Origin of the sequence: Mesorhizobium sp. M1169 (assembly GCF_040318345.1) — a bacterium.
Lineage (GTDB): Bacteria > Pseudomonadota > Alphaproteobacteria > Rhizobiales > Rhizobiaceae > Mesorhizobium.
On the sequence record NZ_JAMYME010000014.1, the window covers coordinates 43,522 to 61,612 of the forward strand.

Consider the following 18,091-nt stretch of genomic DNA (forward strand, 5'->3'; position numbering starts at 1 on the left):
GGACAAGATCATGCTCAGGCAAAGTATCTAACGCGCCAGCCCAAAAATCGTGTCGCAGTCGAGGTGGGTTTCCAGTTCGGCTGCGATCTCGTCCAGTGCCCGTTCGACCTCGGCGCGGTAGTCGATGCCGCCGCCCTTGACGCCGAGGCTTTCGAGGAATTTCGCCCGGAAGGCATCGGCGGAAAACAGCCCGTGCATATAGGTGCCCAGCACCTTGCCGTCGGCCGAGATAGCGCCGTCATCGATGCCGTTGATAACGGCGGACGGCCGCAGCGTGTCCGGACCGGTGGTGCGGCCGAGATGGATCTCGTAGCCCTCGAGCGGCAGATCGAATTGCACCGAGCGCGCGCTGACATTGCGCACCGTCTTTTCCGGCTCCATCACCGTTTCGACGTCGAGCAGGCCAAGCCCTTGCGTTTCTGTAACGCTGCCCTCGATGCCGTCGGGATCGCGCACGATATGACCAAGCATCTGGAAGCCGCCGCAAATGCCGACGATATGACCACCGCGTTTCCTATGCGCGGCAAGGTCGCGGTCCCAGCCGTTCTCGTGAAATTTCAGGAGATCGCCGATCGTCGACTTCGAGCCGGGAATGACCACCAGACCCGCATCTTCGGGCAAGCGCTCACCAGGCGGCACGAACACCACCTCAACTTGCGGTTCGGCCTTGAGCGGGTCGAGATCGTCGAAATTGGCGATGCGCGAGAGCACCGGCACGGCGATCTTCAGCGCGCGCTTCTCGCCGGACGCCAGTCGCTCGAGCACGACGGAATCTTCCGATGGCAGCCGCGCCGCCGCCTTCAGCCACGGCACGACGCCAAAACAGCGCCAGCCGGTGAATTTTTCGATCGCCTTGATGCCGTCTTCGAACAGCGAGACGTCGCCACGGAACTTGTTGATGAGGTAGCCGACGATCATGCGCCGGTCCTCCTCCGGCAGGATCAGATGGGTGCCGGCGACCGAGGCGATGACGCCGCCGCGATCGATATCGCCGACCAGGATCACCGGCACGCCGGCGCGCGTCGCAAAGCCCATATTGGCAATGTCGCGGCTCCTGAGATTGATCTCGGCCGGCGAGCCGGCGCCCTCGACAATGACCAGATCGGCGCCCTCGCCGACCTTTGCCCAGGAGTCCAGTACCGCATCCATCAGCCGGCCCTTCAGCGCCTGGTAGTCGCGCGCCCGCGCCTCGCCGAACACCTTGCCCTGCACGACGACTTGAGCGCCGACATCGGTCTGCGGCTTGAGCAGCACCGGGTTCATGTGGACGGTCGGCGCCACGCCGCAGGCGATCGCCTGCAGCCATTGGGCGCGGCCGATCTCGCCGCCGCCTGAATCGCCTGGAATATCGGCGACGGCGGCGTTGTTGGACATGTTCTGCGGCTTGAACGGCCGCACCTTCAAGCCGCGCTTCTTCGCCGCGCGGCACAGACCGGCGACGAGCACCGTCTTGCCGACATCCGAACCCGTGCCCTGCAGCATGATCGCCTTGGCCATATCAGTCCCTGCCCTGCGCAACGGTTGCGGTGATCGTCGACTTGGCCGCCAGTGGCCCGCCACGCCAGAGATAGAGCGCCAGCAGCGGCTCCCTGCCGGTGCGTATGGCGTGGTTGATGTCAGAGGCATGGTGGATCACCTCGCCCGCCGCTCGAAGGCGAAAACCGCCGTCGCCCATGCGCCATTCGGTGCCGCCGGTCAGCGGGATGTAGATCTCCCCCGCGACATGGTGGTGATCGGGGTAGACAATGTCGGGCCCAAGGATCAGCAGGCCGCCCGCGACCTCGTAATTGACGAAATGGCCGCGTGTGCCGAACACCTCCAGCCAGCCGTAATTGTCGATGAAAGCCTTGCCGAAATCCGCTTCGCCATAGGTCTGGCCCCAGCGCAGATCTCCGCGACGCTCCGCAACCAGCCGCGCCAGTGGCTTGGCCGCAGCGGGAGCGAGTTCGACGATCCGGCCGAGCTGGACGAGACAAGGCAGTGCATGCGGTTCGAGCGGACGGGACGGCATGTCCCAGCCGATCCGGGCCACGGCGTCGCGCACCAGCGCATCATCGAACGTCTGGAGATAGGCATGGAAGCATCCAAGCAGTTCGTCGAAAGTTGTCGTCACACTTTGCTCCAAAGCGCATTCGCCCACAGCGGCTGCCCAGATGGTTGGATGGAGACGGTCGGGTTGCGCGGCGGCATCATTGGTCTAGATTGGACGGCGCGCAAAGCCAAAAACGACAGGCCAGCAGGCCGGAAACATCAGGGAGCACGCCATGGACGCCGCTGTCGATGCGGGCACCAGCCAGTTCGAACTCAACGAAGACCAGCGCGCCATCCAGGAGATGGCGCAAGCCTTCGCCGCCGACCGTGTGGCGCCGAACGCACTCGACTGGGATCGCAACAAATATTTCCCCGCCGATGTGATCCGCGAGACAGGTCCGCTCGGCCTTGGCGGCATCTATGTCCCCGACGACGTCGGCGGCTCGGGGCTCGGCCGGCTCGACGCCGTGTTGATCTTCGAGGCGCTTTCGCGGGCCGATCCGGCGTTTTCCGCCTTCATCTCGATCCACAACATGGCGGCATCGATGATCGACCGCTTCGGCAGCGACGAGCAGCGCCGGCGTTTCCTGCCGAAGCTGACCTCGATGGAATGGCTGGCAAGCTACTGCCTGACCGAGCCGGGTTCGGGATCCGATGCCGCGGCGCTGAAGACGCGTGCGGTCAAAAGCGGCGGCGACTATGTGCTGAACGGCGCCAAGCAGTTTATCTCCGGTGCCGGCGACAGCGACCTCTATGTCGTCATGGCGCGCACCGGCGCCGACGGGCCGAAAGGCATTTCCACCTTCGTCGTGCCGAACGATGCGCCGGGCCTTTCCTTCGGCGCCAACGAGCACAAGATGGGCTGGCACATGCAGTCGACGCGCCAGGTCGTCTTCGAGGACTGCAAGGTGCCGGCCGAAAACCTGCTGTCGGTCGAGGGCGCCGGCTTCGGCATCGCCATGGCCGGGTTGGACGGCGGCCGGTTGAACATCGCCGCCTGCTCGCTCGGCGGCGCGCAATCGGCACTCGACAAGGCGCTCGCCTACACCGCCGAGCGCAAGGCTTTCGGCTCGAGGATCAACCAGTTCCAGGCGCTGCAGTTCAAGCTTGCCGACATGGAGACCGAACTGCAGGCAGCGCGCGTCTTCCTCTATACCGCCGCCTCGAAGCTCGACCGCAACGCGCCGGAGGCCTCGAAATGGTCGGCGATGGCAAAGCGCTTCGTCACCGACACCGGCTTCAATGTCGCCAACGACGCCCTGCAGCTGCACGGCGGCTATGGTTATCTGCACGATTACGGCATCGAGAAGCTGGTGCGCGACCTGCGTGTCCACCAAATCCTCGAAGGCACCAACGAGATCATGCGCGTCATCATCGCTCGCGCCCTGATCGGACGATAGAGAATTTAGTGAATAGTGAATAGTGAATGGTGAATGGTGAATGGTGAATGGTGAGGCTATCATATAGACTATGAGTAATACATGATCACTACTGACTACTGACTACTGACTACTGACTACTGACTACTGACTACTGACTATTCACTATTCACTATTCACTATTCCACTCACGGAGCGCCATTATGACCACCATCGCCTTCATCGGCCTCGGCAATATGGGCAATCCGATGGCCTCCAACCTGGTCAAGGCCGGGTATGCCGTGCACGGCTTCGACCTGGTGCCGGAGAATCTCGTCATCGCCAGGGAACACGGCGTCGTCATCATGGCCAACGCCGTTGCAGCGGTGAAAGACGCCGATGCGGTCATCACCATGCTGCCGGCCGGTAAGCATGTTCTGTCGGTTTACGCAGACATAGTATCCAAGGCAAAAAAAGGCGCGCTGTTCATCGATTCCTCGACCATCGATGTCGAGTCGGCTCGAAAGGCCCATGCCATCGCCGCCAAGCACGGGTTGCTGTCGATCGACGCGCCGGTCTCCGGCGGCACGGGCGGTGCGGCGGCCGGCACACTGACCTTCATGGCCGGCGGTTCGAAGGATGCCTTCGCCATGGCCGAACCAATCCTCAAGCCGATGGCCGGCCGCATCGTTCATTGCGGCGACGACGGCGCCGGACAGGCGGCGAAGATCTGCAACAACATGATTTTGGGCATTTCGATGATCGGCGTTGCCGAGGCCTTCGTGCTGGCGGAAAAGCTCGGCCTGTCGCACCAGGCGCTGTTCGACGTCGCCTCGACGTCGTCCGGCCAGTGCTGGTCGCTGACCACCTATTGCCCGGTGCCCGGCCCGGTGCCGACATCGCCCGCCAACAATGGCTATAAGCCTGGCTTCGCGGCGGCACTGATGCTGAAGGACCTGAAACTGTCGCAGGAGGCCGCACAGAGCGTCGGTGCAGCAACGCCGCTCGGCGCCGAGGCAGCCCAGCTTTATGCGCTGTTCAACGCACAAGGGAATGCCGGCGCGGATTTTTCCGGCATCATTAATTTCCTCCGTGGTGACCCGGCGTAAGCTCCAAGTTCACAGGTTTTCGATCTGCCCAAAGCGGAAAGTCGGCAAATTTAGGTTTGCTTAAGCTCTTGCTAACCCTGCAGTAACGATATGCGTTTAAAACGGATTGCGAGGCGGACATCCGCCCGGCGCTCCGGATCAGGTCTCGCGTACCGGAGCCCGTAAGGTTCGCCGTTAGTTTCGCAAGTGTATTGTTGGCGAAGCGCCATGCGTATCTGGCAAAGCCGCGTTCCGATGGAGCGCGGTTTTTGCGTTTCGCATTCTTCAAGGACAATGAGGCGATCGCCCTGGCGCGTCTCCAGATGATCGTCGGCGTCGTGGCTGCTGTCCTGAGCTACGTCGACCCACAGGTGGTCGCGCCCCAATCCCCCAGCGCGTCGGTGCCATGGCTCATCGGTCAGCTACGCTACTTGCGTGCGAGCACGACGTGGGCCTCTTGGGGGAACATCAGCTCCCCTTCAGTTGAATAGATTGCCAGCGAAAAATCTAGATCACCGGTGATCGCTGCGATGACTGCTTCCCGATGCCCGGCATCAATTCTGCTGACCAGCCCGGCCTGCGGAGTCGCTGCCAGCTGTAGTCGCACATATTCCCTAGACGAGGGAAATCGGATGTTTTGTGTCGTCGTGTGGATGGTCACCTGACGAAATCCCGCCTCGGCCACCAATCGGTAAAGCTCGTCCGCATCGGCGAGTGAATGCTCAGACCTTTTCGTTGCCGAAGCGCCTGGACCGAGGTGTCGATCCAAGGCATCCGCCAGCGCCTTCGCCGCAGGAGTGTGCTCAATAGCGCTGAAAACGTTTAAAGCCAGTCGGCCGTCAGGCACCAGAACCCGGAACATCTCACGGAGCGCACTAGATCGATCCGGAAAAAACTGCAGTCCGAGCTGGCAAAGAACCAGATCGAAGGCGGAGTCAGGGAACGGCATTTCGAGCGCGCTTCCCTCGTGCCAGTCGATACGCGCTCCAGCGCCTCTCGGGAGCGACCTAGCAACGGCGAGCATGCCCGTATTGATGTCGAGGCCGACGACCTGCCCACTTCCCATACGCTCGGCCGCCGAGCGTGCCACCACGCCGGTGCCGCAAGCTACGTCCAAAATCCGCTCACCAGATTGAGGCGCAGCACGATCCATCAGGTCCGCAGCCCACAGGGCTGTGATTGCCGGGACCAGGTAGCGCTCGTAGAGGTCCGCGGCGCTGCCTTCCAGCTGCCACTGCTCCTGCTGGGCCATAGTGTCCCTCCCGCACAACGATCTCGGGCAACGGGCCCGATCGGCGCTTCAGCAGCCATCATAAAGCGCGTGTCTGTCGACTAGCAACCGGGCAATGGAAACCGGCAGGGTGCTATTCTTCGCGTTCCGTATCACAACGGTCTTTGCACCATCCGCCCCAAGTAGAATCAAACTCGCATTCTACTGTGCACTCCACGCGCGGCATCTCGCCAATATTTACGAGGCCGATATCCACGAGTTTGTAGCGAGCGATCGCCCTTGGATATTTCCTGAAAACACCCTCAATTTCCGCCACGAAGTCCTTGTGCTCTTCTGGAGCCGGCCTTTTGAAAGGTGTTTTGGCGTCCTGCGCAAGAGATACAGTGATGACCGATTGCATAACCAAGGCTAGGATCAAAGAAATGGTGCGCATCAACTGTCTCCAATACGCCTTACGTGGAGAGATGTTTTGATGGTGGATGGCCGCAACTCCGGGACGGGGGGAAGGCGGTATCGAGGGTAGTCTGCGTCAAACATGGCCCACCATCGCCCGTGTAATCGTTGCACGGGCAGTTGCCGTGCGCCTCTATGTGCGCGTTGCAAGGGTTCCCGAACCCAAACCCATCATCAGGTAAAGTTACTCCCGCCCGCGCCAGTAGGGCCGCGGCTTCTTTCCGCGCGCTGATGATCAAGAACGCGGCCTTTTCCAGGGCTTCCGATTGTTCGCGCGTGAGACCCTCCCGAGACAGATATTTAAACATGTGTCACTCCCTCTGATTTGGATTCGCCAAATGCCTCAATTGGGAAGCAAGCATGCTTCAAATTTGCACACCGCTCGACTTGTTCGCTCTTCAACGTGGCGCAATTCGTTGCGACGTGGCGCTAAGGACAGCTAGTCGCCCATTTTGGTCTCCTTGAACGAATGATCCCTTGCTGAAGTCGATCAGGCGACGTTGACTGGACCGGACTTACGGATGGCTTACGGAAGTCACGCTGATCGGCGGCAGGTGACAAGACGGGCGCCGTTCGCACGCTTGCCGCGCTCGGCATGGACGAGTTTTGCCAGCCGGGGAGTGAGGTAGGCTTGGCGCGCCAAAGGGCGCGTTTCCACCCGCAGCCGAATTCGAACTGACTTTGTCCACGTCCTCGACCATCTGCTCGGCGATCGACGCAGCGATCGCCGAGCGTCCGACTGCAGGACGCCCGGCGATGGTTCTACCTTACCCCCTTGCGCAAATCCGCTTGCGCCAGATCGAGCGCCGTGGCGATGCGGTCGCAGGCCATGTCGATCGTCTCGCGCGTCCAGATCAGCGGCGGCGACAGGATCATCGTGTCGCCGGTAGCGCGCAGCATCATGCCCTGGACAATCGCGTGGTCGCGAACCATCACCGCCGCGCTGCCGGCAGGCAGGAAGCGCTCCTTGGTCACCTTGTCCTTGACGATCTCGATCGCCCCCATCAGCCCGAACGAGCGCACCTCGCCGACCAGATCGTGCCCACCGAGACGTTCCTGCAGGGCCCTGGCGAAGTAAGGCCCGGTGTCGTTCCTGACGCGCTCGACCAGGCCTTCACGCTCGATGATCTCGAGGTTCTTCAGTGCCACCGCGCAGGCCACCGGATGCCCGGCATAGGTGTAGCCGTGATAGAATTCGCCGCCCTTTTCGACCAGCGTCGCCGCGATGCGGTCGCCGACCAGCAGCGCCGACAGCGGCTGATAGCCAGAGGTCAGCGCCTTGGCCGTGGTGATGGTGTCGGGCTCGACATCGAAGGCTTGTGCGGCGAACCACTCGCCTGTGCGGCCATATCCGGTGATGACCTCGTCCAGCATCAGCAGGACATCGTATTTGCGGCAGATGCGCTGCACCTCCGGCCAATAGCTCATCGGCGGGATCTTCACCCCGCCTGCCCCCATCACCGGCTCGCCGATGAAGGCGGCCACCTTGTCGGCGCCGGCTTCGAGGATCGCGTCCTCGACCGCTTTTGCCGCGCGCAGGCCGAAATCATGGTCGCTTTCGCCGGGCAGTGCGAGCTCATAGGCATAGGGCATCATCACATGGACGATGTTGGGCACGGCGCCTCCGAGCTGCTTGTGCATCAAATCCATGCCCCCGAGCGAGGCGCCGGCGATGGTCGAGCCGTGGTAGCCCATCTTGCGTGAGATGATGCGGTTCTTCTCGGGCCTGCCTTCCAGCACCCAATAGTGACGGACCAGGCGCAGCGCCGTGTCGTTGGCCTCCGAACCGGACGAGCCGTAGAACACCTGGTTGATGTGCCTTGGCGCGATCTCCGCCAGCTTTCTCGACAGCAGAACCGGCGTCGGCGTCGAGCATTTGAAGAAAGAGTTGTAGTAGGGCAACTCCTTCATCTGGGCGTAGGCGGCGTCGGCAAGCTCGTCGCGGCCATAGCCGACATTGACGCACCACAGCCCAGCCATGCCGTCGAGGATTTCCGTCCCTTCGGCATCATAGATGAACGGCCCGTTGGCGTGGGTGATGATGCGCGAGCCGGTCTCGCGCATCTCTTTGTGGTCGGTGAACGGATGAAGGTGATGCGCGGCATCGATCTGCTGAAGCTGCTTCAGCGAATAATTCTGGTAGGTCATGTCTGGTCTTTCCTCTTGAACCAATCCGGCAGCTTTCGCGCCGGGGCGGATTCGTCAGAGGACAGCGGGCGGCGAATAGCCGATGCGAGCGCACAGCCGCAACAGCTCGGCGCGTAGCGTGCGCGACGACGGCGTCACCGCCACCCCAAATGCGCAACCCGATTTCGCCAGCCGAGCCATGCATGTACCTTAGGCTGCCTCGAGCCCTCAGTTCAAGCCGTGCCGGTCAAGCGACGCCGGTCAATTGGTGCCAGTCAATTGGTGCCAGTCAATTGGTGCCAGTCAGGGCCCGCTGCAGGAAGACGTACTTCATCGCCGCCTGTACGGCCTGCGGCCGCCGGTCGCCGCGTCCACCATGGCCGCCTTCGGTCTCCTCGAAGAACAGCGTCTTGCCGTGGCCGGCCGCCTGCAGCCGTGCCGCCATCTTGCGGGCATGGCCGGGATGGACGCGATCGTCGGCGGTCGAGGTCGTCAGCAACACCGGCGGATAGGCTGCATCCGTGTCTACATGCTGGTAGGGCGAATAGGCGGCGAGCCAGGCTGCCTCTTCCGGCTTCGCCGGATCGCCATACTCGGCCATCCATGACGCGCCGGGCGGCAGCTCGGTGTAACGCAGCATGTCGAGCAACGGCACGTCGATGATCACTGCACCGAACAATTCCGGGTGCTGGGTCAGCGAGACGCCGGTCAGCAAGCCACCATTCGATCCGCCCTGGATGCCCAGTGTGTCGGGCGTAGCGATGGCGCGTTTGATCAGATCTTGCGCGACGGCAGCGAAATCGTCGAAGGCATTCTGGCGATTGGCCTTGAGCGCTGCCTGGTGCCAGTTCGGGCCGAACTCGCCGCCGCCGCGGATGTTGGCCTGCACATAGGCATTGCCCTTCTCCAGCCACAGCCTGCCGCGCACGCCGGCATAGCCGGGCAGCAGCGGCACTTCGAAGCCGCCATAGCCGTAAAGCAATGTCGGCAAGGGTCCATGCAAGTCGCGCCTCCTGACGACGAAGTACGGGATCATCGTGCCATCCTTCGAGCGCGCCTCGAACTGTTCGGAGAGCAGGGACGACGCGTCGAAACGCGCCGGCTGCGATTTCACCGGTGCCAGCGTGGCAGCATTGTCGTCCGACCAGATGATCGAGCTCGGCGTCAGGAAATCGGTGAAGGAAAAGGAGACGCTGGAACCGAAATGCTCGGCATGGCTGATGCCGACATTGCCGTTTTCGGGCAACGCCACGGGCTTGAACTCCCAGCCGCTGTCGCTGCGCTCGCCGGCGACGACCTTGCCGCGCACATTGTCCATCAAATTGATGAACAGCCGGTCCTGCGTGCGGGCAATGCCGGCGATCGAGACGCGGTGCGCCGGCTCGAGCACGGTATCGAGGGATCCGAATATCCCGGTTTCGATCCAGCGCTCGAAATCGAGTGAATAGAGCCCGTCGGGCTTACACAGCGTGCCGTCCGGCGCAGTCCACGGGGTACGCACGCCGAAGACGAGCTGGCCCTTGAACAGCGCTGTATCGGTGACGTCGTCCGGCAACGGGATGCGCCTGTTCTCGCCGGAAGGCAGCCGCAGGAAACTGTGCGAGGCGAAGAAGTCGATGGTCCGGGCGAGGAAGACATGACGCTTGTCGCCGTCGAATTCGACGGACCCGCCGGCGGCAAGATCCTGCTTCAGCGCCTCGAAGATCGGCATCGCCGCTTCCAGTGGCGTGCCGCGCCGCCAAAGCTTGACCACGCGCGGATAACCGGACTGGGTCTTGTCGTCCTCCTCGAAGGCGGCGGAAACGATAACCGTGTCCTCGTCCAGCCAGCTAAAGCTCGACTTCGAGGCAGGAGCGCGAAAGCCGCCATCGACGAACGATCTGCTTTCGATATCGAATTCGCGCATCTCGCTGGCATCGCCGCCATCCGGCGACAGGTTGAGCAGGCAGCGGCTGAAGTCGGGGTAGAGCCGACTGGCGCCGCTGAACACCCATTTCACCCCCTCTTTCGCCGCCAGACTGTCGAAGTCGATGATCGTCTGCCATTCCGGCTTGTCGGTCTTGTAGGAGGCGACGGTGGTGCGCCGCCAAAGGCCGAGTACGTTCGTCCGGTCCTGCCAGAAATTATAGACATAGCCGTTGATAGCGGCCCCAACGGCGATGTTATCCTCGGCTGTCATCAGGTCGAGCGCCGTCTCGAACGACGTCTGATAGGACGGATCGCCCTGCAGCTCCCCGACCGTAACTGCATTTTGGTGATGCACCCAGTCGAGCGCCTGCTTGCCCCTCCTGTCCTCAAGCCAGAGAAACGGGTCTTCGGCCGCCGAACCCGGCTGGCCCTTGGTATTCGATTTGGTCATGACGTCTCCGGTTGAGTCGGGCGGCGGCATAGCCAAGATCGACATGGGGCCGCTTATATTCAAGTCATTCGTCAGAAACGGCGGCTTTCTGGCATTCACACCATCCGTCTTCGAATGACCGTTACAACTGCCAGCGCCAGGCAAATGGCACCGAGCGTCATTGGCAGGCCGCCGGCGCCAACAACATCCATGGCGCTGCCCGCCAGCGGCGGCACGGCGATGCCGCCGACGCCCCACATCAGCGAGAAGGCGGCGTTGCCGGCGACCAGTGCCGAGCCGGTGAACCGCTCGCCGAGTTCAATGATCGACATCGTGTAAATGCCGTAGGAAACCGCGCCCCAGATGAAGACGCACGGCCAGATCAGCGGCGTCTCGATGAGAAACGGCAACAGAACGCATCCGAGCACCGTCATCGAAACACAGATGAACCGCACCAGCCGCGCCGTCAGTCGTTCCGCCAGCAGGCCGAGCGGCACCTGCATAGCGATGTTGCCGGCGATCATCACCGACAGCAGCGCCGACATGCGCGCTTCGGCGATGCCATAATGTGTTCCGTAGACCGGCAGCAAGGCGAGCACCGCCTGTTCGAAACCGGCGGCCACGATCACCGCCGATAACAGCAGCCACGCCTGCGGCACAAACCCCAGCACCGAAACGCGGTGCCCGCTCTCGTCGACCTTGGGCAGCCGTGCCAGCACCGAGGCGAGGCAGGCGCCGCAAAACAGGAATGCGGCGATGCCGACGAGGAACGGCGGCCATCCCTCGGTGCCGACCGCAAGCAGGCACAGCGGCCCCGCCGCAAAGCCCGCCGAAATGATGGTCGAATAGATGCCCATGACGCGGCCCCGGCGTGTCGGCGGCGCCAGTGCGATCACCCAGACTTCGCTCAGCACGTAGAGCGGGTTGGTGACGGCGCCGATCAAAAAGCGCAGAGGAAACCACAGATAGACATTTTGCGTCCAGCCGATCAGCGCCAGCACCAGCGCGGAAAGTGCCGCGCAAGTAAGCGCGGTGCGCCCTGCCCCGAAACGCCCCGCCAGCGCCGGAACCAGCGGCGACGAGACGATGAAGCCGATCGGCGTCATTGCCGCCGACAGGCCGATCATGGCCGGCGAGACGCCCTGGCGCTGCAGGATGAAGCTCAACAGCGGATAGCTCAGCCCTTGCGCGATGGCGAACACCGAGACGGTGGCGATCACGCCGGTGATCGCCGCCCATTGCACTGTCTCGCCGCTGTCCTGTTCCGCCCGGTCCATGATGCAGGACTAGCGTTTCGCTTTCATCGCGGTAAGCACCGGCAACGAAAACCGCTTGCGCCAGCCGGAAGAGATAAGAGCCTGACGATCCCTCCGGCTGCCCTTCAGGCATGTCGCTTCCCTCGTCCTAGTGGTCGCCGCCTCCGCAATGGCTGGCCGGCCGGCAGTCCATTATGCCGCCGCATTGCCGCAGCGTACGAGGACTATCATGACCGCCGCCATTCAGCCCGCCGAACCTGCATTGGCAAACGACCGCGCCCGTCGCGGCGGCCGCGCGGGAAAGCGTGCCGGCGGATCGGCGGCGTTCGAGCAGCCGCCGTTTCGGCAGTTGAAGAACCCGCTGGCGCCGACCCGGCTGGTTTCCGACGACGAGCTGGAATCTATCCACCTCGCCTCTCTGCGCGTGTTGCGGGAAATCGGCGTCGACGTGCTACATGACGAAGCCCGGCGCATCATGAAGGCGCATGGCGCCGATGTCCGCGAAGGTGGCGAGCGGGTGCGCTTCGACAGTGACATGATCCTGGAACTGGTTGCGCACTGCCCGCCGGAATTCACCATCCACGCCCGCAACCCGGCGCACAACGTGCGCTTCGGCGGCGATAATCTGATCATCTCGATGATGGCGTCGGCGCCCAATTGCTCCGACGTCGACCGCGGCCGCCGGCCGGGCAACCAGCAGGACTACCGCAACTTCCTCAAGCTTGCGCAGATGCACAACATATTGAACTGCACGGGCGGCTATCCGGTCGAGCCGATCGACATCCATCCGTCCGTCCGCCACCTTGAATGCATCCGCGATCTCGCCACGCTGACCGACAAGATGTTCCACATCTATTCGCTCGGTAAGGAGCGCAACGTCGACGGCATCGAGATCACCAGGATCGCACGTGGCATCAGCCATGAGCAGTTGCTTGCGGAGCCGTCGGTATTCACCATCATCAACACCAATTCACCGCTCAAGCTCGACGTACCGATGATGGAAGGCATCATCCAGATGTCGAGCAAGGGCCAGGTGGTCATCGTGACGCCGTTCACCCTGTCCGGCGCTATGGCGCCGGTGACGATTGCCGGCGCGCTGGTGCAACAGAATGCCGAGGCGCTGTCAGGCATCGCCTTCGCGCAGATGGTGCGCAAGGGCGCGCCTGTCGGCTACGGCGGCTTCACCTCGAATGTCGACATGAAGTCCGGCGCGCCGGCCTTCGGCACGCCGGAATATATGAAGGCGCAGCTGGTCGGCGGGCAGCTCGCCCGCCGCTACAACATCCCCTACCGCACCTCCAACACCTGCGCCGCCAACACGGTCGACGCGCAGGCCGCCTATGAAAGCGTGTTCTCGCTGTGGGGCGCCATCCAGGGCGGCGGCAATCTGATGATGCATGCGGCCGGCTGGCTCGAAGGCGGCCTTCGCTGCTCCTACGAGAAGACCATCCTCGACATAGACCTGTTGCAGATGGTCGCCGAGTTCCTGACGCCGCTCGATCTTTCCGAGGAAGCGCTCGGGTTCGACGCCATACAGTCGGTCGGCCCCGGCGGTCATTTCTTCGGCACCCAGCACACGCAAGACCGCTACAAGACCGCGTTCTATGCGCCTATTATCTCGGACTGGCGCAATTTCGAGAGTTGGGCGGAGGCCGGGTCGCCGACGGCGCTCGAAAAGGCCAATCGCGTCTGGAAGGAACGGCTGGCCTCCTATGAAGAGCCTTACATGGATCCGGCAATCCGGGAGGAGCTCAACGCCTTCGTCGACAAGCGCCGGGCCGAAGGCGGCGCGCCGACCGATTTTTGATTATCTGATGAGTAGTCGACCCCCACTCCGTCTTGATGGCAGGCTGGCCCGAAACATCGCTGTATCCGATCTCCGCTTTGTTTTCGCGCCCCGCTCACTCGATTCAATCTCTTCAAAAACGGATCTATCTTCATGAAATCTCATGCAAAAGCGGTTGTCATCGGCGGCGGCGTCGTTGGCTGCTCGGTGCTCTATCATCTGGCCAAGTCTGGCTGGACCGACATCATGCTGATCGAGCGTTCGGAGCTCACTTCCGGCTCGTCCTGGCATGCGGCGGGCGGCTTCCATACGCTGAACGGCGATCCCAACGTCGCCAAGCTGCAGGCCTATACGGTGCAGCTTTACAAGGAGATCGAGGAGATTTCCGGTCAATCCTGCTCGCTGCACCTGACCGGCGGCGTGATGATGGCCGACACGCCCGAGCGCATGGACTTCTTGCGGCTCGCCCACGCCAAGGGCCGCTATCTCGGCATGGACACCGAACTGATCACGCCGTCCGAAGCCAAGGCAATGTTCCCGCTGATGGACGAGACGAATTTCGTCGGCGCCATGTGGGATCCAGTCGAGGGCCATCTCGACCCTTCCGGCACCACCCATGCCTATGCCAAGGCCGCCAGGAAGCTAGGCGCCGAGATCGTACTGCGCAACCGCGTCGTCGAACTGACGCAGGAGGTCGACGGCACCTGGAACGTCGTCACTGAGCAAGGCACAGTCAAAGCCGAGCATGTGGTCAACTGCGGCGGCCTGTGGGCGCGCGAGATCGGTCGCATGGTCGGCGTCGAGCTGCCGGTGCTGGCCATGGAGCACATGTATCTCCTGACCGAGCCGATGCCGGAGGTCGAGGAATTCAACAAGTCGACCGGCCGCGAGATGATTGGCGTGCTCGATTTCAAGGGCGAGATCTATACCCGCCAGGAACGCAACGGCATCCTGCTCGGCACCTATGAAAAGGCCTGCAAGCCGTGGTCGCCGGTCAACACGCCCTGGGATTTCGGCCACGAGCTGCTGCAGCCCGACATCGACCGCATCGCGCCGTCGCTCGAGATCGGCTTCAAGCATTTCCCCGGCATCGAAAAGGCCGGCATCAAGCAGATCATCAACGGCCCCTTCACCTTCGCGCTGGACGGCAACCCGCTGGTCGGCCCGGTGCAGGGGCTGACCAATTTCTGGTGCGCCTGCGCCGTCATGGCCGGCTTCAGCCAGGGCGGCGGCGTCGGCCTGGCGCTGTCGAACTGGATGGTCCATGGCGACCCCGGCTTCGACGTCTGGGGCATGGACGTTGCGCGCTTCGGCGAATGGGCAACGCTGCGCTATACCAACGCAAAGGTCCGCGAAAATTATTCGCGCCGTTTCTCCATCCGCTTTCCCAACGAGGAATTACCGGCGGCAAGACCAGCGCAGACGACCCCGCTTTACGACACCATGATCGCCAACAACGCCGTCATGGGCGACAGCTGGGGTCTCGAAACCCCGCTCTGGTTCGCGCCGAGAGGCTCGGAGCCGAAGGACGTCGTGTCCTTCCACCGCTCCAATGATTTCGGCCCGATCGGCGAGGAAGTGCGCGCCACCCGCGAGAAGGTCGGCGTCACCGAGATCGCCAACTTCGCCAAATACGAAGTCTCCGGACCAGGGGCCGAGGACTTCCTCAACCGTCTGATGACCAATCGCATGCCGAAGACCGGCCGCATCGTGCTGACGCCCATGCTGAACGAGTTCGGCCGGCTGATCGGGGACTTCACCATCGCCAAGGCGAGCCCAAGGGGTGGGGAAGACCGCTTCATGATATGGGGTTCTTCGGCAGCGCAAAAATACCACATGCGCTGGTTCGAGAAGCATCTGCCGAAGGACGGAAGCATCCGCATCCACCGCTTCGACCAGACGCTGGTCGGTCTCTCCATCGCCGGGCCGAAATCCCGCGACCTGCTACAGAAACTGGTCGATGTCGACATCTCGACCAAGGCCTTCCGCTTTATGGATTTCCGCGAAATGGCGGTCGGCGGCGCGCCCTGCATGGTCAATCGCATCACCTACACCGGCGACCTCGGCTACGAGATATGGATGGCGCCTGCCTACCAGCGCCTGGTCTACAAGGCGATCAAGGAGGCTGGCGAAGAGTTTGGGCTTGTCGATTTCGGCATGCGGGCTTTGCTCTCTATGCGCCTTGAGAAGAACTTCCCGACCTGGTTCCGCGAGCTACGTCCGATCTACGGACCGTTCGAAGGCTCGATGGACCGCTTCATCAAGCTGGAGAAGAACGACTTCATCGGCCGGGAAGCAGCGGCCAAGGAACAGGCAGAAGGGCCGAAACTGCGCCGTGTCTCCTTCATCGTCGATGCCGCGGATGCAGACGTCATGGGCGACGAGCCGATCTGGGCCAAGGTCGGCGGCAAGGATTACGGCACCGTGGAAAAGCCGCATGGCTATGGCGCGCCGCGCTTCGACGCGGGCGGCAAGGAAGTGCGCGGCTCGAACGCCGCCGAAGGCGCGTCTGCCGTGCGCGGCATTGTCGACGGCGACTGGCGCGTGGTCGGCTGGGTCACCTCCGGCGGCTATGCGCATTATGTCGAGAAGTCGATGGCGCAGGGATATGTACCGGCGGCGCTTGCCGAGAACGAGAGCGCCGGCCTGTTCGAGATCGAAATCCTCGGGCACCGGCGTCCCGCACGCGTCAATGTCGAACCGCCTTTCGACCCGAGCGGCGAAAAGATGAGGACGTAGGCGCAGCCAGCCGGTCGCATTGTGCGGAGCATACTCTTCATGCTAGCGCAGCCGGCAACACTCTGCTGGCAAGGGCGATGAGATTTCATTGAAGTACAATCTGAGATGGGCCGAGTGGCTGGCCGAGGGACGGATCGGCCCCTTCCCGGCGGCGATCGTCATGGTCGCGGCTTACTTTGCCTTGCAGACCATCATACTGTCCCTGTTGAGCTCTTGGGCGGGAACCGGCGTCGGCATCGATGATGCGGAGCAGCTGATCTATGTTCCGTATCTCTGGGCTGGATATGGCGGCTCGCAACCACCCCTGTACACCTGGATCAACTGGCTGGCCGCGCATGTTTTCGGCACCAGTATCTTCACGCTGAAGCTCGTCAAATACTCCGTGCTGTTCCTTGCCGCCTGCAGCGTGTTCGCCGCCATGCGGCGGTTCAGCTACACCAAAGCGACAGCGGCGGCGGCCATGTTCGGCCTGTTTACCATCCCGCAGATCGTCTGGGAATCGCAGCGCGCCTTGTCGCATTCCGTCGCCGTCGTCGGCTTCTGCTCGCTGCTCCTGCTGGCCATGGCCTATCTTCTCGAGCGGCGAAGCATGATCGCCTATGCGGCGTTTGGCCTGGCCACGGCGGCGGCAATTCTTGCCAAATATAATGATGTCTTCCTCGTGGTGGCCCTTGTTGCGGCCGTGCTGTCGCTGCGCGAATGGCGCAGCGCGATTCTCGATCCGAAGTTCGCCATCAGCATAGCGGTCGCGATATTGGTGCTGGCGCCAACCACCTATTGGAGCCTCATGCATCCCGCCGATTTATTGTCGAGAGGCGAGAAGTTCGGAATAGACGCGCAACAAGGGCGCGTGGCGGCGGCCTTTGTCGGCGCCGGCAAGTTTATCATGGGCACCTTCAATTTCGCGGTCTTGCCGGTGCTCGTTTCCGCCCTCACGTTCTGGCTGGCGAAGTTCCGTTTCTCCGAGCGGCACCCGAAAGGTCCGGCAAGGGAAATTCTGTTGTGGCGTACCTTGGCGCTCGGCTTGGCCATGCTTGCAGTACTTGTACTTGCCACCGGCGTGACGGTGGTCAAGGACCGCTGGCTGCTACCGGTCCTGTTCATGTTGCCGCTGGCCATCGTCGCCACTATGGAACGGCTGGCGCCGCGCGGCAGGAATGCGCAGCTCCTGGTGATCGCGGCTGGAGCGATCATCGCCGTGCTGCTCGCGCCCGCCACCTGGTACGTCCAGATAAACGGGACCAGTGGCCTCTCGCGGATGATCCGCGTGGATTACCCCGCCCTCTATCGCCAACTGACTGCGGACGGACCGGTCAAAACCGCAATATCTGATGGTGCATGGGTCGGAAACCTGCGGTTGGTCGATGAAAACCTGGTCGCACTTGACCAGGAAGTGCCTAATTTCGAAACGCTGATGCAGGAGCCGGCCGTACTCGTCTGGCTTGACCGAGACGATCCGCGTCCGGTCATTTTGGAGCAGCTCAAAGCGGCCGGCTATGAGCCGGACGGCCAACCACGGCAAATGATGGTTCCGCTGTTGCGCGGCACCGGCAAGTCCGCCCGGGCCGGCGCCTATGTAAGATTGAAGAGAATGGCGGTGGGAGAAACCACGGCGCCCAAGGAAGGCGTTAGCGGAGGAGCCGAGGGTGGACAGGAACCCGACTGACCGGCCCCGTCATCACCG

General features: G+C 62.6%; 13 protein-coding genes. 5 read left to right on the forward strand and 8 right to left on the reverse strand.

What is annotated here, in order from left to right:
- Positions 1-27 precede the first annotated feature (27 nt).
- Together NKH41_RS16240 and NKH41_RS16245 are read right to left on the reverse strand one after the other, a co-directional pair.
- Entirely contained in the window at positions 28-1,497 is a 1,470-nt protein-coding gene (locus NKH41_RS16240; RefSeq protein ID WP_352490696.1) for a cobyric acid synthase, read from the reverse strand.
- 1 nt (position 1,498) lies between these two features.
- Entirely contained in the window at positions 1,499-2,113 is a 615-nt protein-coding gene (locus NKH41_RS16245; RefSeq protein ID WP_352767983.1) for a dimethylsulfonioproprionate lyase family protein, read from the reverse strand.
- Between the two features lie 151 nt (positions 2,114-2,264).
- Between NKH41_RS16245 and NKH41_RS16250 the strand changes: the two genes are divergently transcribed.
- Complete coding sequence (locus NKH41_RS16250) at positions 2,265-3,431, forward strand: isobutyryl-CoA dehydrogenase (RefSeq protein WP_352470310.1); 1,167 nt, start codon at positions 2,265-2,267, stop codon at positions 3,429-3,431.
- A 182-nt stretch (positions 3,432-3,613) separates the two neighbouring features.
- The gene (gene mmsB, locus NKH41_RS16255) at positions 3,614-4,498 is read left to right on the forward strand and encodes a 3-hydroxyisobutyrate dehydrogenase (RefSeq protein ID WP_352767980.1); all 885 of its coding nucleotides are present in this window, start codon (positions 3,614-3,616) and stop codon (positions 4,496-4,498) included.
- 406 nt (positions 4,499-4,904) lie between these two features.
- On the opposite strand, the gene NKH41_RS16260 is transcribed toward mmsB, so the two are convergent.
- The 6 genes from NKH41_RS16260 to NKH41_RS16285 form a co-directional block, all read right to left on the reverse strand.
- Positions 4,905-5,729: a class I SAM-dependent methyltransferase gene (locus NKH41_RS16260; protein ID WP_352539671.1), complete on the reverse strand. Its 825-nt coding sequence runs from the start codon at positions 5,727-5,729 to the stop codon at positions 4,905-4,907.
- 112 nt (positions 5,730-5,841) lie between these two features.
- A complete protein-coding gene (locus NKH41_RS16265; protein ID WP_352767977.1) occupies positions 5,842-6,141 on the reverse strand; it encodes a hypothetical protein in 300 nt (99 codons plus the stop codon).
- 19 nt (positions 6,142-6,160) lie between these two features.
- The gene (locus NKH41_RS16270; RefSeq protein WP_352613981.1) at positions 6,161-6,469 is read right to left on the reverse strand and encodes a DUF6422 family protein; all 309 of its coding nucleotides are present in this window, start codon (positions 6,467-6,469) and stop codon (positions 6,161-6,163) included.
- Positions 6,470-6,923: 454 nt separating this feature from the next.
- The gene (locus NKH41_RS16275; protein ID WP_352766895.1) at positions 6,924-8,309 is read right to left on the reverse strand and encodes an aspartate aminotransferase family protein; all 1,386 of its coding nucleotides are present in this window, start codon (positions 8,307-8,309) and stop codon (positions 6,924-6,926) included.
- A 268-nt stretch (positions 8,310-8,577) separates the two neighbouring features.
- Positions 8,578-10,647 carry a prolyl oligopeptidase family serine peptidase gene (locus tag NKH41_RS16280; protein ID WP_352933091.1) on the reverse strand — a complete coding sequence of 690 codons (2,070 nt, stop codon included), beginning with the start codon at positions 10,645-10,647 and terminating at the stop codon, positions 8,578-8,580.
- Positions 10,648-10,742: 95 nt separating this feature from the next.
- Entirely contained in the window at positions 10,743-11,903 is a 1,161-nt protein-coding gene (locus NKH41_RS16285; protein WP_352681593.1) for an MFS transporter, read from the reverse strand.
- A 208-nt stretch (positions 11,904-12,111) separates the two neighbouring features.
- On the opposite strand from NKH41_RS16285, the gene NKH41_RS16290 reads away from it, so the two are divergent.
- The 3 genes from NKH41_RS16290 to NKH41_RS16300 all read left to right on the forward strand — a co-directional run bounded on the left by NKH41_RS16290 (position 12,112) and on the right by NKH41_RS16300 (position 18,073).
- Entirely contained in the window at positions 12,112-13,689 is a 1,578-nt protein-coding gene (locus NKH41_RS16290; protein WP_352470303.1) for a trimethylamine methyltransferase family protein, read from the forward strand.
- A 132-nt stretch (positions 13,690-13,821) separates the two neighbouring features.
- Positions 13,822-16,407, forward strand: coding sequence for a GcvT family protein (locus tag NKH41_RS16295; RefSeq protein ID WP_352767974.1), 2,586 nt, complete (start codon positions 13,822-13,824; stop codon positions 16,405-16,407).
- Positions 16,408-16,495: 88 nt separating this feature from the next.
- Positions 16,496-18,073: an ArnT family glycosyltransferase gene (locus NKH41_RS16300; RefSeq protein ID WP_352470301.1), complete on the forward strand. Its 1,578-nt coding sequence runs from the start codon at positions 16,496-16,498 to the stop codon at positions 18,071-18,073.
- The last annotated feature ends 18 nt before the right edge of the window (positions 18,074-18,091 follow it).

Excerpts from the sequence above, each read along its gene's own strand:
- NKH41_RS16240 (WP_352490696.1), bottom strand. The coding sequence starts at position 1,497 with ATGGCCAAGGCGATCATGCTGCAGGGCACGGGTTCGGATGTCGGCAAG.
- NKH41_RS16250 (WP_352470310.1), top strand. The coding sequence starts at position 2,265 with ATGGACGCCGCTGTCGATGCGGGCACCAGCCAGTTCGAACTCAACGAA.
- mmsB (WP_352767980.1), top strand. The coding sequence starts at position 3,614 with ATGACCACCATCGCCTTCATCGGCCTCGGCAATATGGGCAATCCGATG.
- NKH41_RS16260 (WP_352539671.1), bottom strand. The coding sequence starts at position 5,729 with ATGGCCCAGCAGGAGCAGTGGCAGCTGGAAGGCAGCGCCGCGGACCTC.
- NKH41_RS16265 (WP_352767977.1), bottom strand. The coding sequence starts at position 6,141 with ATGCGCACCATTTCTTTGATCCTAGCCTTGGTTATGCAATCGGTCATC.
- NKH41_RS16270 (WP_352613981.1), bottom strand. The coding sequence starts at position 6,469 with ATGTTTAAATATCTGTCTCGGGAGGGTCTCACGCGCGAACAATCGGAA.
- NKH41_RS16275 (WP_352766895.1), bottom strand. The coding sequence starts at position 8,309 with ATGACCTACCAGAATTATTCGCTGAAGCAGCTTCAGCAGATCGATGCC.
- NKH41_RS16280 (WP_352933091.1), bottom strand. The coding sequence starts at position 10,647 with ATGACCAAATCGAATACCAAGGGCCAGCCGGGTTCGGCGGCCGAAGAC.
- NKH41_RS16285 (WP_352681593.1), bottom strand. The coding sequence starts at position 11,903 with ATGGACCGGGCGGAACAGGACAGCGGCGAGACAGTGCAATGGGCGGCG.
- NKH41_RS16290 (WP_352470303.1), top strand. The coding sequence starts at position 12,112 with ATGACCGCCGCCATTCAGCCCGCCGAACCTGCATTGGCAAACGACCGC.
- NKH41_RS16295 (WP_352767974.1), top strand. The coding sequence starts at position 13,822 with ATGAAATCTCATGCAAAAGCGGTTGTCATCGGCGGCGGCGTCGTTGGC.